Here is a 14,968-nt window from a genome sequence, read left to right as displayed (position 1 = left end):
GGGTGTGTAAAGCTGTGTGTCGCCCGCAGTGGCGTGGTCGGCTGCTGCAGCCCTCGGCGCGTTGCTGGGGTACAGCCTGGCTGCCGTGTCGGCGCCCGGGCCGGATCTGACAAGAACGAGGCACCCCATGCGAAGCCAAACTCCCCGTCTGTTGCACAGCCTGGCCCTGGCGGCCCTGTGTGCCTTCCCGCTGCTGCAGGCCGGCACTGCGCTGGCCGCGCCCGTGCCCTCGCAGGCCCAGGGCGAGGCGATCGACCCGCCCGGCCGGGTCGGCCGCATCTCCGAGGTGCAGGGACAGGTGTGGCTCTATCACCCGGAAGAAGGCGAATGGATCGCCGCCGAGCGCAACCGGCCCTTGACCGCCGGTGACCGCGTGGCCACCGATGGCGACGGCCGTGCGGAGATCCGCATCGGCTCGACCACCCTGAGAGTGGACCGCGGCAGCGAGTTCGAGTTGCTGCGGCTCGATGACGAGCACCTGTCGGTGCAGTTGCACGGCGGCAGCCTGGCCGTGCGGCTGCGCAGCCGCGAGGCCGTGCCCGAGTTCGAGCTGCGCACCAGCGAAGGCCGATTCACCGCGCAGCGCACCGGCCGCTACCGCTTCGACCGCGAAGACGACACCAGCCGCGTCACGGTGCAATCCGGCCAGGCCCTCTACGAAGGGCCCGGCAGCGCGCTGACGGTGTTCACCGGCCAGCGGGCCGAGTTCTGGCTCGACAACGCCAACGCCGCGCAGTACAGCATTGTCGAGCCGGTGCGCGACGCCTTCGCCGGCTGGGTCGCCGAGCGCGACCGCGCCGACGACCGCAGCGTGTCCACACGCTACGTCTCGCCCGAGATGACCGGCGTCGAGGACCTCGACCGCTACGGCGCCTGGCAGCAGAACCCCGAGTACGGCGCGCTGTGGGTGCCGCGCGGCGTGTCGGCCGGCTGGGCGCCTTACACCACCGGCCGCTGGGCCTGGGTCGCCCCCTGGGGCTGGACCTGGGTCGACGACGCGCCCTGGGGCTTCGCGCCGTTCCACTACGGCCGCTGGGTCTATGTCGGCGCCAGCTGGTGCTGGTCGCCGGGCACCTACGTGCGCCGTCCGGTCTACGCGCCCGCGCTGGTGGCCTGGATCGGCGGGCCGCGCCTTCAGATCGGCATCACCGTGGGTGGCGGGCCGGCCGTCGGCTGGGTGCCGCTGGCACCGCGCGAGGTCTACGTGCCGACCTACCGCGTCAGCCCGGGCTACGTGCGCAACGTCAACGTCACGCATGTCACCAACATCACCAACATCACCACCATCATCAACAACCCGCAGCAGGCGGTGGGCGAACGCGACTACCGCAATCGCAAGTTCCCGCATGCGGTGACGGTGGTCCCCGCGAACACGCTGACGACGCGCCAGCCGGTGGCGGCAGCCGCGGCCCAGTGGCGCAGTTCGCCGGCTGTGCGAGAGCTTGGCACCGAGGCGCCGCGCGGCAACATCGTCGCGGCGCCGCAGGTGGCGGCGCCACCGCCCATCCAGCGCCGCCCGGACGCGCCCGCGGTGCGGCCGACTCCTGCGCCCGCCGGCGGCCTCTCGCCGGCCGTGCGCGAACGAATCCCGAACTTCAAGCGGGGTGACCAGCCGGACGTGGTGCGCCAGGCCCCGGATGGCCGGCCTGCGCAACCGCAGCCGCAACTCCAGCCGGTGCAACCGACGCAGCCGCAGGTCCGGCCGCAACCGCAGGACCAGCCTCAGGTTCGCACGGCCCCGGTCACCCCACCGGCCGTCGTGGCGCCGCCGGCGGTGCGCCCGCTGCCGATGCCGCAAACGTCGCCGGCGATCCGCCCCGTGCAGCCAGCGCAACCCGCGCAGCCGGCTCAGCCCGCGCAGCCGCCCCAGGCTCAGCCCCTGCCGAGGCCCGCGACGGCGCAACCGGCCCAGCCGGTGGTACCCGTTCAGCGCCCGGCGGCCACGCCGGTGCCCGCGGTGAACCCAGGGGCGGTGATGCGCGGCGCCGGCCAGCAGAACGGGCAAGCCAATCGGCCCGATGCGGGCGCGCGAGCGCCGCAGGCCGAGCCGCAACGTGCGCCCGAACAACGCCGCGAGCGCGACGACCGCCCGGGGGCAGTGCGCGAGCGCTGAGCCGACCGAGCTCGCGAAGCGCTACCTGAGCAGGGGCGCCAGCACCGGCCAGACGTTGCCCAGCATCACCGGGTGCGCCGCGGCCACCGGATGGATGCGGTCGGGCTGGAACATCGCTTCGGCGTTGGGCGCGTTCGCCACGCCCTCGAGCAGGAAGGGCACCAGCGCGGCGCCACCCGCCCGGGCCACCGCCGGGAACAGGGCGAAGAAGTCGTCACCGTACTTGCGGCCATAGTTGGGCGGCACCTGCATGCCCAGCACCAGCACCTTGGCGCCAGCCGCGCGCGAGGCCTTCACCATCTGCGCCAGGTTGTCGCGCGTCATCGCCAGCGGCAGGCCACGCAAGGCGTCGTTGCCGCCGAGCTCGATCACCACCAGCGTGGGCCGGTGCTGCTTGAGCAGCGCCGGCAGGCGCGAACGCCCGCCCGAACTGGTGTCGCCGCTGATGCTGGCATTGACGACGCTGGCGGCGAAGCCTTCCTTGGCCAGGCGCTGCTCGAGCAGCGCGACCCAGCCGGCGCCGCGCGGCAGGCCGTACTCGGCCGACAGGCTGTCGCCGACCACGAGGATGGTCGCCGCCTTCGGCGAGGCCGTGGCGGTTGGCGTCGCGGCATTCGCCCCCGCGGCCCACAGGCCCAGCGCGAGCAGGCTACAGTGCGCCAGCCAGTCGCGGCGTGTGGCCGCGTGTCGAACCCGACTCTCATTCATGTCCGAACCCATCATTGCAGTCGAGCGCGTCACCAAGCAGGTGCACGACTCCACCGGTACCTTGACGATTCTCCACGAGATCGACTTCTCCCTGGCGGCGCGTCAGTCGGCCGCCATCGTCGGCGCGTCGGGCTCGGGCAAGAGCACGCTGCTGTCGATCATCGCCGGGCTGGACACGCCAACCACGGGCACCGTCAAGCTTGCCGGCGTCGACATCTTCGCGATCGACGAGGATGCCCGCGCCGCGTTGCGGGCGCAGAAGGTGGGCTTCGTGTTCCAGAGCTTCCAGCTGCTGGCCAACTTGACGGCACTGGAGAACGTGATGCTGCCGCTGGAGTTGCAGGGCCGCCGCGATGCGCGGGTGCTGGCCACCGAGATGCTCGGCCGGGTCGGCCTGGGCGAGCGCCTGCGGCACTATCCGAAGGTGCTGTCCGGCGGCGAGCAGCAGCGCGTGGCGCTGGCGCGGGCCTTCGTCGTGCAGCCGGCGGTGCTGCTGGCCGACGAACCCACCGGCAGCCTGGACTTCGCCACCGGCGAGAAGGTCATGGAGCTGATGTTCGAACTGAACCGCGAGACCGGCACGACTCTGGTGCTGGTGACCCACGACCGCGGCATCGCCGCGCGCTGCGACCGCCAGCTGCGCATCGAGGCCGGGCGGGTCGACCTCGGCGCGCTGGCGATGTAGGGCGGGGGACGCATTCCGGGGCGCAATGCCCCGGGGAGCGATCAGTTCGCGTTGGAGAACTTGTAGTCCGTCTTCGCCTTGGAGCGGATGCCGTCGCGGAATTCGGCGAGCTTCTGCTGGCCGATGCGCTGCTGGATCTGGCCCTTGACTTCCTCGAGCGGCGGGAACTTGGCTTCGCGCGTGTCCTCGAGCTTGATGATGTGCCAGCCGAACTGCGACTTCACCGGCGTCTCGGTGAGTTCGCCCTTCTTGAGCTTCACCATCGCCTGCGAGAACTCGGGCACGTAGGCGCCGGGCGCGGCGAAATCGAGGTCGCCGCCGTTCTCGCCGGAGCCCGGGTCCTTCGAGCTCTTCTTTGCCAGGTCCTCGAACTTGGCGCCGCCCTTGATCTGCGCGATCAGCGCCTTGGCCTCGTCTTCCTTCTCGACCAGGATGTGGCGGGCGCGGTACTCGGTTCCGCCGGACTGGCTCTTGAACTTGTCGTACTCGGCCTGGACTTCGGCATCGGTGACCGGGTTCTTCTTCTGGTAGTCGGCGAACAGCTCGCGGATCAGGATGGTCTGGCGCGCGAACTCCATCTGCGCCTTGTAGTCGGCCGAAGCGGCCAGGCCGCGCTTCTCGGCTTCCTGCATGAACATCTCGCGCAGGACGACCTCGTCGCGCACTTGCTGCTCGAGCTCGGGCGTGCGCTGCTGGTTGCCCTGGCGCAGGGCCTGGCTCATCAGCGCCTCGACGCGTGCCTTGGGCACGGCCTTGCCGTTCACGATGGCGATGTTCTGGGCCTGGGCGGCCAGCGGCGTGGCGAGCACGGTGGCCAGCACGAGCGAGGAAAGGCGGAACGACAGGGGGAGGGTCTTCATGGCGGGGAGAGGGTCAGTTGTCGCCCGAGTCCCGGGCGTCGATGGCCAGGGCGTGGATGCCCTGGGGGATGAGGCTGCGCAGGGCATCATAAACGAGGCGATGCCGTGCCACCCGTGACAAACCGTTGAAGCGCGGGCTGGCGACGCTCACGCTGAAATGGCGGCCTTCGCGGGCGCCGGCGTGGCCGGCATGCAGGTGGCTGTCGTCGCGCACCTCGACGGCCGTGGGCGCCAGTTCCGCGCGCAGTGCCGCTTCGATGTCTTGCGCCGAAACACTCACGTGCGCGGCGCCTCGCCCGCTTCGGGCTCGACGTGCTTGCTGATGTAGAAGCCCTGCGCGATGGTGAAGACGAGCATCAACCCGATGCCGCCGAACAGCTTGAAGTTCACCCAGGTGTCGGTGCTGAAGCTGTAGGCCACGTACAGGTTGAGCAGCCCCATGAACGCGAAGAACGCGATCCAGGCGAAGTTCAGCCGCTGCCACACGCCCGCCGGCAGCGTCAGCTGCTCGCCGATCAGCGCCCGCAGCAGGTTCTTGCGGAACATCACCTGGCTCAGCCAGAAGGCCAGGCCCATCACCCAGTACAGCACGCTGGGCTTCCACTTGATGAAGGTCTCGTTGTGGAACCAGATCGTCGCGCCGCCCATCACGGTGACCAGCGCCAGGCTCACCCATAGCATGGTGTCGACCTTCTTGCCGCGCACCAGGATGATGGCCACCTGCGCCAGCGTGGCCACGATCACCACCAGCGTGGCCAGCAGCACCGGCGCCTCGCCCGGGCCGACCACGCCGCCGGAAACCAGGAAGCCGAGGTTGTCGGACGCGAAGCGCGCCGCCCATTCCTTGCGGCCTTCGGCGAACTTGAAGGTGCCGAAGAACAGGAAGATGGGCAGGAAGTCGAAAAGGATCTTCATTTGGCCGCGAAGTCTATCGCGGCGGAGTTGATGCAGAAGCGCTCCCCCGTCGGCGCCGGCCCGTCCTCGAACACATGGCCGAGGTGGGAGCCGCAGTTGTTGCAGCGCACCTCGACGCGCACCATGCCGTGGCTCTTGTCGACCACGCGCTCGATCACCTCGGCGTTGACGGGTTGCCAGTAGCTCGGCCAGCCGCAGCCGGCGTCGAACTTGGTGTCCGACTCGAACAGCGGTGTGCCGCAGCCCACGCAGTTGTAGTGCCCGGCTTGCCAGTGATCCCAGTACTTGCCGGTGAAGGGCCGCTCGGTGGACGCCTGGCGCGCCACCTGGTACTGCATCGGGTCGAGCTCGGCTCGCCACTGGGCATCGGTTTTCTTGACCTTGTAGTCGCTCATGCTGGAAGGGCCTTCTCGATCGTCGGCGCGGGCAGTGTAGCCAGCGGCCCCCACCCGCAGGGCGCTAGGGGTAAACCGCAAGCCGAGGGCCCCCGCCGCGCTTCCTATCATCGCTGCATCGCAGCAAGCGTACGCTGCGTCACTTTCCACCTTTGCACACGGAGTTCGACCATGGCACGCCTGATGGGCCAGATGATGCAGATGCCGCTGATGATTTCCTCGCTGCTCGTGCATGCCGCACGGCATGCCGGCGACATCGAGATCGTGTCAAAGCGCGTCGAAGGCGACATCCACCGCTACACCTACAAGGACGCCGAACTGCGCGCCCGCAAACTGGCCCAAGCCTTCGCGCGGCTGGGCTGCGAGGCCGGCGACCGCGTCGCCACGCTGGCCTGGAACGGCTACCGGCACTTCGAGATCTACTACGGCGCCTCGGGCTCGGAGCTGGTGTGCCACACCATCAACCCGCGGCTGTTCCCCGAGCAGATCGCCTGGATCGCCAACGACGCAGCCGACAAGGTGCTGTGCTTCGACCTGAACTTCCTGCCGCTGGTCGAGAAGCTCGCGCCTCAACTGACGACGGTCAAGCACTTCGTCGCCATGGTCGGGCGCAGCCACATGCCGGCGCAAAGCGCGATCCCCGGCCTGCTGTGCTACGAGGACCTGGTCGACGCCGAGGACGGCGTCTACCGCTGGCCCGAGTTCGACGAGAACACCGCCTCCAGCATCTGCTACACCTCGGGCACCACCGGCAACCCGAAGGGCGCGGTGTACAGCCACCGCTCCACGATGCTGCACACCTACGGCCTGGCGCTGCCCGACGGCATGGGCGTGGGCGGCCGCGACGTCATCCTGCCCGTGGTGCCGATGTTCCACGTCAACGCCTGGGGCACGCCCTACGCCGCGCCGATGATCGGCGCCAAGCTGGTGTTCCCGGGGCCGCACCTGGACGGCAAGTCGCTCTACGAACTGCTCGAGTCCGAGAAGGTGACCTTCAGCGCCGGCGTGCCGACGGTGTGGCTGGGCCTGATCAATTTCGCGCAGGCCGGAAAGCTCAAGTTCAGCACGCTCAAGCGCACGGTGATCGGCGGCTCGGCCTGCCCGCCGGCCATGATGCGCACGCTGGAAGACGAATTCGGCATCGAGGTGATCCATGCCTGGGGCATGACGGAGATGTCGCCGCTGGGCACCCTGTCGCGCCTGAAGGCCAAGCACGTGGCGCTGGACGTCGAATCGCAGCGGCGCATCCTCGAGAAGCAGGGCAAGGTGATCTACGGCGTCGACATGGCGATCGTCGATGACGACGGCGCCGCGCTGCCCTGGGACGGCAAGACCTCGGGCAACCTGGTGGTGCGCGGGCCCTGGGTGATCCAGAGCTACTTCCAGCGCGCCGAGTCGCCGCTGATCAAGCTCGAGGGCCGCGACTGGTTCCCGACCGGCGACGTGGCGGCGATCGACGAAGACGCCTTCATGCAGATCACCGACCGCAGCAAGGACGTCATCAAGTCCGGCGGCGAGTGGATCAGCTCGATCGACCTGGAGAACATCGCCATGGGCCACCCCGCGGTGCTGGAGGCTGCGGCGATCGCCTGCCGCCACCCGAAGTGGGACGAGCGCCCGCTGCTGGTGGTGGTGAAGAAGGCCGGCGCGGAGCTCACGCGCGAGCAGATGCTGCAGTACTTCGACGGCAAGATCGCCAAGTGGCAGATCCCCGACGACGTCGCCTTCGTGCCCGAGATCCCGCACACGGCCACCGGCAAGATTCAGAAGCTCAAGCTGCGCGAGCTGTTCAAGGACCACAAGTTGCCCAGTGCCTGAGCGCGACGGCACGAGACCCTTGTCCCGACGGTGACAAGCGTTCGGGGTAGTCCCTAAAGGCCAATGCGGGTGCGTTCCGCTACCGTGCGGGGGCTTTGTCCCGCAGAGGACTTCACGACTTCCGGAGATCGACATGAACTTCACGAAACATGCCCTGGGCACCCTCTGCGGTGCGATGCTGCTCACCGGCGCCGCCTGGGCGCAGAAGGGCGAGACGGTCAAGATCGCCTGGATCGACCCGCTGTCGGGCCCGTTCGCCAACATCGGCCAGAACAGCCTGAAGACCTTCCAGTTCGTCGCCGAGAAGGTCAGTGCCAACAACCCGGCGGGCGTGAAGTTCGAGGTCGTCTCGTTCGACAACAAGGCCTCGCCGCAAGAAAGCCTGACGGTGCTCAAGGCCGCGATCGACCAGGGCATCCGCTACGTCACCCAGGGCAACGGCTCGGGCGCGGCCGGCGCGATCATCGATGCGATCAACAAGCACAACGAGCGCAACCCCGGCAAGGAAGTGGTGTTCTTCAACAACGCCGCTGTCGACCCTGACCTGACCAACAGCAAGTGCAGCTTCTGGCACTTCCGCTTCGACGCCGACACGTCCATGAAGATGGAGGCGCTGACGACGTACATGAAGGACGAGAAGAACGTCAAGAAGGTCTACATCATCGGCCAGAACTATGCGCACGGCCATCAGGTCGCCAAGTTCTTCAAGGAGGCTCTGGCCCGCAAGCGGCCCGACGTGCAGATCGTTGGCGAAGACCTGCACCCGATCGGCTCGGTGCGCGACTTCGCGCCCTACATCGCCAAGATCAAGGCCTCGGGCGCCGACAGCGTGGTGACCGGCAACTGGGGCACCGACATGTCGCTGCTCATCAAGGCCGCCAAGGACGCCGGCCTCGACGCGAACTTCTACACCTACTACGCCGGCGCCAACGGCTCGCCCTCGGCGATCGGCCCGATGATGGACGGCAAGATCAAGTTCGTCTACATCGGCCACCAGAACATCCCCGAACTGGCCAAGTGGACCCAGGAATTCAGCGCCAAGTTCAAGGACGACCTGTCGCTGCTGTCCACGCTGCATGTGCTGCCCACGCTGGCCGCCGGCATCGCCAAGGCCAAGTCCACCGACCCTGTGAAGGTGGCCATGGCGATGGAAGGCCTGACGGTGAAGAGCTTCTCGGGCGACGTGACCGTGCGCGCGGCCGACCACCAGCTGCAGCAGCCGCTGTACATCGCCACCTGGAAGAAGATCAGCGATCCGAAGAAGCAGTGGAACGCCGAAGGCACCGGCTACACCTGGGTGCAGGACAAGGTGTTCGAGCCCTACGTCTCGAGCACGCCGACCTCGTGCCAGATGAAGCGGCCGGGCGCCTGATCGCCTGACTCCCGACGGGCCCGCCGGAGCCGCCTCCCGCGGGCCTTCTCTTTACTGGCTAGCGTTTCCGGGTCGGCCTTGGACCAGTTCCTCATCAACCTGCTCAACGGCATCAGCTCCGGGCTGCTGCTGTTCATGCTCAGCTCGGGCCTGACGCTGATCTTCAGCATGATGGGCGTGCTGAACTTCGCGCACGCGAGCTTCTACATGCTCGGCGCCTACTTTGCCTACACGCTGTCCGGCCTGGTCGGCTTCTGGGCCGCGCTGGTGCTGGCGCCGCTGCTGGTGGGCGTCGCCGGAGCGCTGTTCGAGCGCCTGGTGCTGCGCAAGGTGCACAAGTTCGGCCATGTCGCCGAGCTGCTCGTCACCTTCGGCCTGTCGTACGTGCTCTACGAACTGGTGCAGCTGATCTGGGGCCGGACCTCGGTGCCGTTCTCGCCGCCGCCGGCCTTGCAGGGCACCGCCTTCACGCTGGTGCAGTCGTCGGCCGAGTCGATGCGCTTCGTGCTCGGCGTGGCGCCCGAGGCGATGTGCAAGGGCGCGGCCGACGTGGTGGTGCAGTGCTCGCGCTTCCCGCTGAACCGCGCCTTCCTGGCCGGCGTGGCGATGTTCATGCTGCTCGGCCTGTGGCTGCTGCTCACGCGCACCCGCATCGGCCTGGTGATCCAGGCGGCGCTCACGCATCCGGAGATGGCCGAGTCGCTCGGCCACAACGTGCCGCGGGTGTTCATGCTGGTGTTCGGCGCGGGCTGCGCGATGGCCGGCCTGGCCGGCGTGACCGGCGGCATCACCTTCGTCACCGAGCCCAACATGTCGAACATCGGGCCGATCATCTTCGCCGTCATCGTGGTCGGCGGCATGGGCTCGCTGCCCGGGGCCTTCGTCGGCTCGCTGCTCATCGGGCTGTTGCAGACGCTGCCGCTGACGGTGGACAAATCCTTCATCGACATCGGCCGCGGCATCGGCTGGAGCATCGGGCCCGACAGCCCGATCTACCCGCTGGCCAAGATCACCCTGGCGCAGACGGCGCCGATCCTGCCCTACCTGCTGCTGGTGCTGATCCTGATCCTGCGACCCCGCGGCCTGCTCGGTTCGCGAGAGGACTGAGCCGATGGCCTCGAACGTCTACCGTTTCAAGCCCTGGAATGTCGGCCGCTGGCTGATCTGGAGCGTGTTCGCGCTGGTGCTGATGCTCGCGCCGATGGTCTGGACGAGCAGCCTGGGCCTCACGATGCTTTCGCAGATCGGCATTGCCATCATCGCCTGCCTGTCCTACAACGTGCTGCTGGGGCAGGGCGGCATGCTCAGCTTCGGCCATGCGGTGTACACGGGCCTGGGCTCCTTCCTGGCCATCCACACGCTGAACTTCGCCGCCGCCGGCAAGTTCGGCATCCCGGTCAGTCTGATCCCGCTGGTCGGCGGGCTGGCCGGCTTCGCCTTCGCCGCGCTGCTGGGCTATGTGACGACCAAGAAGTCGGGCACCACCTTCGCGATGATCACGCTGGGTGTGGGTGAGCTCGTGTGGTCGATGTCGCTGATGCTGCCGGAGTTCTTCGGCGGTGAAGGCGGCATCTCGAGCAACCGCGTGATCGGCAAGCCGGTGCTGGGCATCAGCTTCGGCCCGCAGGTGCAGGTCTACTACCTGATCGCGCTGTACTGCTTCGTGGCCACGGCGGCGATGTTCGCGCTGACGCGCACGCCGATGGGCCGCATGCTCAACGCCGTGCGCGACAACCCGGAGCGCGTCGAGTTCATCGGCTACGACACCCAGCAGGTGCGCTGGCGCGCGTTCATGATCTCCGGCTTCTTCGCCGGCATCGCCGGCGGCCTGGCGGCGCTGAACTTCGAGATCGTCACCGCCGAGGTGGTCGGGGCCTCGCGCTCGGGCGCCTACCTGTTGTTCGTCTTCCTCGGCGGCGCGACCTTCTTCTTCGGCCCGATCATCGGCGCGGTGCTGATGGTCATCGGCATCGTGCTGCTGTCGGAGTGGACCAAGGCCTGGCTGTTCTACCTCGGCCTGATCTTCCTGTTCATGGTGATGTACGCGCCCGGCGGCGTGGCCAGCCTGATCATGATGAACCTGCGCGTGGCCGCCTTCGGCAAGCTGCGGCGGCTGTGGACGGCCTACCTGGCGCTGGGCGGCGCCGGGGCCACGCTGCTGCTCGGTGCCGCGGCGATGATCGAGATGGTCTACCACGTGCAGCTGAACCCGGCGCTGGGCCCGGTGATGAACTTCCTCGGTGCGCCGCTGAACACCGCCAGCGCGAACACCTGGTTCGGCGCGGTGTTCGTGCTGGCCACCGGCGCCGGCATGTTCGAGCTCGCGCGGCGCAGCTTCGCCCACGAATGGGGCGAAGTGCAGGGCGAGATCGAGAAGGAAATCAAGCGGAGGGAAGCACTGTGAGCTTCGCCGTCGAATTGAAGGACGTGCGCAAGAGCTTCGGCAAGACCGAGATCATCCGCGGCGCCAGCCTGTCGGTGAAGCAGGGCGAGCGCGTGGCCATCATCGGGCCGAACGGCGCTGGCAAGTCGACGCTGTTCAACCTGATCAGCGGGCGCTTCCATGCCAGCACCGGCGACATCCTCGTCAACGGAAAGTCCATCCTCGGCCGCAAGCCCTTCGAGATCAACCGCATGGGCCTGGCGCGCAGCTTCCAGGTCAGCAACCTGTTCACGCGGCTGTCGGTGTTCGAGAACATCCGCTGCGCGGTGCTGTGGTCGCGCGGCTATCGCTATTCGTTCTGGCGTTTCCTGGCCGACGCGAAAGATGCCAACGACCGCGCCGACGAGGTGCTGAAGATGATCAAGCTCGACAAGCGGCGCGACGTGCTGGCGATGAACCTCACCTACGCCGAGCAGCGCGCGCTGGAGATCGGCATCACCATCGCCGGCGGCGCCGACGTGATCCTGCTCGACGAGCCCACCGCCGGCATGAGCCGCAGCGAGACCACGCGCTTCGTGCAGCTGATCCGCGAGGTCACGGTGGGCAAGACGCTGCTGACGGTGGAGCACGACATGGGCGTGGTGTTCGGCCTGGCCGACCGCATCGCGGTGCTGGTCTACGGCGAGGTGATCGCCTTCGACACGCCCGAAGCCGTGCGCGCCAACCCGCGCGTGCAGGAGGCCTACCTCGGCTCGGTGCTGGCCGAGGCGCAGGCGTCGGGGGCGCACGTATGAGCCTCTTGAAGGTCGACAACCTGCACGCCTACTACGGCAAGAGCCACGTGCTGCATGGCGTGCAGATGAACGTGCAGCCGGGCGAGATCGTCGCGCTGCTCGGCCGCAACGGCGCGGGCCGCTCGACCACGGTGAAGGCCATCATGGGCCTGGTCGACGGCACCGGCTCGGTGAAGTTCCGCGACCAGGAGGTGCTCGGCCGCAAGCCCTTCGAGATCGCCCACCTGGGCCTGGGCTATGTGCCGGAGAACCGCGACATCTTCCCCAAGCTCACCGTGCACCAGAACCTGATGCTCGGCGAGAAGCGCGGACAGGCCAAGCCGCGCTGGAGCTTCGACGACATGTACCGGCTGTTCCCGCGACTGAAGGAGCGGCAGCACACCCAGGCCGGCGTGATGTCCGGCGGCGAGCAGCAGATGCTCACGCTGTGCCGCACGCTGATGGGCGACCCCGACCTGATCATGATCGACGAGCCCACGGAGGGCCTGGCGCCGATGATCGTGGAACTGGTCGCCAAGTACCTGCAGGAACTGAAGAACCGCGGCATCTCGGTGCTGCTGGTCGAGCAGAAGCTCACCATCGCGCTGGAGATCTCGCAGCGCTGCTACGTCATGGGCCATGGCAGCATCGTCTTCGAGGGTACGCCGGCCGAGCTGCGCGGCAACGCCTATATTCGGAAGGAGTGGCTGGAGGTCTGAACCACCATCGCCTGTCACTGCAGCGACAGAACGACATTCCGCCGGCATCCTAGAATCGAACGACCGTTCTTTTCTGCTCCCATTTCCGTTCTGTCCCCACCGTCCCGATCGAGAGGACCCCGCATGACCGCCACCTACCAGACCCGCGGCGACGTCGCCGTCATCACGCTCGACAACCCGCCGGTCAACGGCCTCGGCTACGACACCCGCCTGGGCATCGTCAACGGCCTGGAAAAGGCGCTGGCCGATGCAGCCGTCAAGGCCATCGTGATCACCGGCGCCGGCAAGGCCTTCTCGGGCGGCGCCGACATCCGCGAGTTCGGCTCGCCCAAGGCGATCGCCGAGCCCAACCTGCTCAGCGTGATCCTGGCGCTCGAAGCCTCGAGCAAGCCCATCGTCGCCGCGGTGCACAGCGTGGCCATGGGAGGCGGGCTGGAGCTGGCGCTGGGCTGCCACTACCGGGTGGCTTCGCCGGGCGCGCAGATCGCGCTGCCGGAAGTGAAGATCGGCCTGATCCCGGGCGCCGGCGGCACGCAGCGCCTGCCGCGCGTGCTCGGCCTGGAGAACGCGCTGAACATGATCGTCAGCGGCGAGCCGGTGGCCAGCGAGCTGCTCGCCAAGGCGCCGGGGCAGAAGCTGTTCGACCGCATCGTCGAGGGGGACCTGATGGACGGCGCGATCGCCTTCGCGCACGAGATCGTCGACAAGCGCCCGCTGCCGCTGGTGCGCAACCTGAAGGTCACGCACCCGAGCGCGCCGGCCTACCTGCAGTTCGCGCGCAACACCGTGGGCGCGATGGCGCGCAACTTCCCGGCGCCGCTGAAGTGCGTGGACGCCGTGGCCGCGTCGACGACGATGAAGTTCGACGAGGGCATGAAGTACGAGCGCGAGCTCTTCATGAACCTCATGCTCACGCCGGAGTGCAAGGCACTGCGTCATGCCTTCATGGCCGAACGCGCGACGACGAAGATTCCCGACGTGCCGGCCGACACGCCGGTGCGCGCCGTCAAGAAGCTCGCCGTCATCGGCGCCGGCACCATGGGTGGCGGCATCGCGATGAACTTCCTGAACGCCGGTGTCCCGGTCGTCATGCTCGAGATGAAGCAGGAGGCGCTGGACCGTGGCGTCGCCACCATCCGCAAGAACTACGAGGCCCAGGTCAAGAAGGGCAAGCTCAAGCAGGACAAGTACGACCAGCGCATGAGCCTGCTGAGCACGACGCTGAAGTACGACGACCTGAAGGACGCCGACATGGTCATCGAGGCCGTGTTCGAGGACATGGGCGTGAAGGAGCAGGTGTTCAAGACGCTCGACGAGGTGATGAAGCCCGGCGCGATCCTCGCCTCCAATACCTCGACGCTGGACGTGAACAAGATCGCCAGCTTCACGAAGCGCCCGCAGGACGTGATCGGCACGCACTTCTTCAGCCCCGCCAACGTGATGAAGCTGCTGGAAGTCGTGCGCGGCGAGAACACCGCCAAGGACGTGCTCGCCACGGTGATGCAGCTGGGCAAGAAGATCAAGAAGACCTGCGTGGTCTCGGGTGTGTGCGACGGCTTCATCGGCAACCGCATGATCGAGCAGTACTCGCGCCAGGCCGGCTTCCTGCTCGAAGAAGGCTGCACGCCGGCGCAGGTGGACAAGGCGGCCGAGAAGTTCGGCTTCGCGATGGGCCCGTTCCGCATGGGCGACCTGGCCGGCAACGACGTGGGCTGGTACATCCGCAAGCGCCGCTACCTGGAAAAGCCGAACCTGCGCTACAGCAAGACGGCCGACCTGCTGTGCGAGCTCGGCCGCTTCGGCCAGAAGACCAATGCCGGCTGGTACGACTACGTGCCCGGCAAGCGCGACGCCATCCCGTCCAAGCTGGTCGAGGACATGATCGCCGAGCACCGCAAGACCATGGGCCTCACGCCGCGCAAGATCGGCGACGAAGAGATCGTGCAGCGCCTGGTCTTCGCGCTGGTCAACGAGGGCGCGCGCATCGTCGAGGAAGGCATCGCGCTGCGTGCTTCCGACATCGACATGGTCTACCTGACCGGCTACGGCTTCCCGCTGCACCGCGGCGGCCCGATGTGCTACGCCGACACGGTGGGCCTGTTCAATGTCGTGCAGTCGATGAAGCGCTTCGCGAAGAACCCGAACGACGACGCCAAGTTCTGGGAGCCGGCGCCGCTGCTCGCCAGGCTGGCGGCCGAAGGCAAGACCTTCAGCTGAGAACGACGGA

At 67.9% G+C, this 14,968-nt stretch carries 14 protein-coding genes; 9 read left to right on the top strand and 5 right to left on the bottom strand.

Annotation, left to right across the window (positions count from 1 at the left end; all coding sequences use genetic code 11):
• Positions 1–127: 127 nt before the first annotated feature.
• Positions 128–2,113 (top strand): DUF6600 domain-containing protein, encoded by a 1,986-nt coding sequence (locus HZ992_RS11190; protein ID WP_209386707.1) that lies wholly within the window; start codon positions 128–130, stop codon positions 2,111–2,113.
• A gap of 21 nt (positions 2,114–2,134) precedes the next feature.
• On the opposite strand, the gene HZ992_RS11185 is transcribed toward HZ992_RS11190, so the two are convergent.
• A complete protein-coding gene (locus HZ992_RS11185; RefSeq protein ID WP_209386706.1) occupies positions 2,135–2,821 on the bottom strand; it encodes an arylesterase in 687 nt (228 codons plus the stop codon).
• Between HZ992_RS11185 and HZ992_RS11180 the strand changes: the two genes are divergently transcribed.
• Entirely contained in the window at positions 2,820–3,506 is a 687-nt protein-coding gene (locus HZ992_RS11180; RefSeq protein ID WP_209386705.1) for an ABC transporter ATP-binding protein, read from the top strand. The genes HZ992_RS11185 and HZ992_RS11180 overlap by 2 nt on opposite strands.
• Positions 3,507–3,547: 41 nt before the next feature.
• Here HZ992_RS11180 and HZ992_RS11175 read toward each other — a convergent pair whose 3' ends face one another.
• The 4 genes from HZ992_RS11175 to msrB are packed head-to-tail and all read right to left on the bottom strand — an operon-like array spanning position 3,548 to position 5,676.
• Positions 3,548–4,366 (bottom strand): peptidylprolyl isomerase, encoded by an 819-nt coding sequence (locus HZ992_RS11175; RefSeq protein ID WP_209386704.1) that lies wholly within the window; start codon positions 4,364–4,366, stop codon positions 3,548–3,550.
• Positions 4,367–4,379: 13 nt separating this feature from the next.
• On the bottom strand, positions 4,380–4,646 hold the full coding sequence (locus tag HZ992_RS11170; RefSeq protein WP_209386703.1) for a BolA family protein: 267 nt from the start codon (positions 4,644–4,646) through the stop codon (positions 4,380–4,382).
• Entirely contained in the window at positions 4,643–5,281 is a 639-nt protein-coding gene (locus HZ992_RS11165) for a septation protein A (protein ID WP_209386702.1), read from the bottom strand. Before HZ992_RS11165 ends, HZ992_RS11170 begins: the two co-directional genes overlap by 4 nt.
• Positions 5,278–5,676: a peptide-methionine (R)-S-oxide reductase MsrB gene (gene msrB, locus HZ992_RS11160; RefSeq protein ID WP_209386701.1), complete on the bottom strand. Its 399-nt coding sequence runs from the start codon at positions 5,674–5,676 to the stop codon at positions 5,278–5,280. The genes HZ992_RS11165 and msrB overlap by 4 nt, the downstream gene beginning before the upstream one ends.
• Positions 5,677–5,847: 171 nt before the next feature.
• Between msrB and HZ992_RS11155 the strand changes: the two genes are divergently transcribed.
• The 7 genes from HZ992_RS11155 (at position 5,848) to HZ992_RS11125 (ending at position 14,958) form a co-directional block, all read left to right on the top strand.
• Positions 5,848–7,494 (top strand): 3-(methylthio)propionyl-CoA ligase, encoded by a 1,647-nt coding sequence (locus HZ992_RS11155; RefSeq protein ID WP_305848844.1) that lies wholly within the window; start codon positions 5,848–5,850, stop codon positions 7,492–7,494.
• Between the two features lie 133 nt (positions 7,495–7,627).
• Positions 7,628–8,866, top strand: a complete 1,239-nt coding sequence (locus HZ992_RS11150) for a branched-chain amino acid ABC transporter substrate-binding protein (RefSeq protein WP_209386700.1) — start codon at positions 7,628–7,630, stop codon at positions 8,864–8,866.
• Between the two features lie 78 nt (positions 8,867–8,944).
• Positions 8,945–9,973 carry a branched-chain amino acid ABC transporter permease gene (locus HZ992_RS11145; RefSeq protein WP_209386699.1) on the top strand — a complete coding sequence of 343 codons (1,029 nt, stop codon included), beginning with the start codon at positions 8,945–8,947 and terminating at the stop codon, positions 9,971–9,973.
• Positions 9,974–9,977: 4 nt separating this feature from the next.
• On the top strand, positions 9,978–11,270 hold the full coding sequence (locus tag HZ992_RS11140; RefSeq protein WP_209386698.1) for a branched-chain amino acid ABC transporter permease: 1,293 nt from the start codon (positions 9,978–9,980) through the stop codon (positions 11,268–11,270).
• Positions 11,267–12,043, top strand: coding sequence for an ABC transporter ATP-binding protein (locus tag HZ992_RS11135; protein ID WP_245213434.1), 777 nt, complete (start codon positions 11,267–11,269; stop codon positions 12,041–12,043). The genes HZ992_RS11140 and HZ992_RS11135 overlap by 4 nt, the downstream gene beginning before the upstream one ends.
• Positions 12,040–12,741, top strand: coding sequence for an ABC transporter ATP-binding protein (locus tag HZ992_RS11130; RefSeq protein ID WP_209386696.1), 702 nt, complete (start codon positions 12,040–12,042; stop codon positions 12,739–12,741). The genes HZ992_RS11135 and HZ992_RS11130 overlap by 4 nt, the downstream gene beginning before the upstream one ends.
• 123 nt (positions 12,742–12,864) lie before the next feature.
• A complete protein-coding gene (locus HZ992_RS11125) occupies positions 12,865–14,958 on the top strand; it encodes a 3-hydroxyacyl-CoA dehydrogenase NAD-binding domain-containing protein (protein ID WP_209386695.1) in 2,094 nt (697 codons plus the stop codon).
• The last annotated feature ends 10 nt before the right edge of the window (positions 14,959–14,968 follow it).

This window comes from Rhizobacter sp. AJA081-3, assembly GCF_017795745.1.
Lineage (GTDB): Bacteria > Pseudomonadota > Gammaproteobacteria > Burkholderiales > Burkholderiaceae_C > Piscinibacter.
The sequence above is the reverse complement of the archived record's forward strand: the minus strand, read 5'-3'. Positions and strand labels throughout refer to the sequence as shown.

Coding starts and splice junctions, on each gene's coding strand:
- HZ992_RS11165 (WP_209386702.1), bottom strand. CDS start 5,281: ATGAAGATCCTTTTCGACTTCCTGCCCATCTTCCTGTTCTTCGGCACC.
- HZ992_RS11175 (WP_209386704.1), bottom strand. CDS start 4,366: ATGAAGACCCTCCCCCTGTCGTTCCGCCTTTCCTCGCTCGTGCTGGCC.
- HZ992_RS11150 (WP_209386700.1), top strand. CDS start 7,628: ATGAACTTCACGAAACATGCCCTGGGCACCCTCTGCGGTGCGATGCTG.
- HZ992_RS11190 (WP_209386707.1), top strand. CDS start 128: ATGCGAAGCCAAACTCCCCGTCTGTTGCACAGCCTGGCCCTGGCGGCC.
- HZ992_RS11185 (WP_209386706.1), bottom strand. CDS start 2,821: ATGAATGAGAGTCGGGTTCGACACGCGGCCACACGCCGCGACTGGCTG.
- HZ992_RS11130 (WP_209386696.1), top strand. CDS start 12,040: ATGAGCCTCTTGAAGGTCGACAACCTGCACGCCTACTACGGCAAGAGC.
- HZ992_RS11125 (WP_209386695.1), top strand. CDS start 12,865: ATGACCGCCACCTACCAGACCCGCGGCGACGTCGCCGTCATCACGCTC.
- HZ992_RS11140 (WP_209386698.1), top strand. CDS start 9,978: ATGGCCTCGAACGTCTACCGTTTCAAGCCCTGGAATGTCGGCCGCTGG.
- msrB (WP_209386701.1), bottom strand. CDS start 5,676: ATGAGCGACTACAAGGTCAAGAAAACCGATGCCCAGTGGCGAGCCGAG.
- HZ992_RS11155 (WP_305848844.1), top strand. CDS start 5,848: ATGGCACGCCTGATGGGCCAGATGATGCAGATGCCGCTGATGATTTCC.
- HZ992_RS11180 (WP_209386705.1), top strand. CDS start 2,820: ATGTCCGAACCCATCATTGCAGTCGAGCGCGTCACCAAGCAGGTGCAC.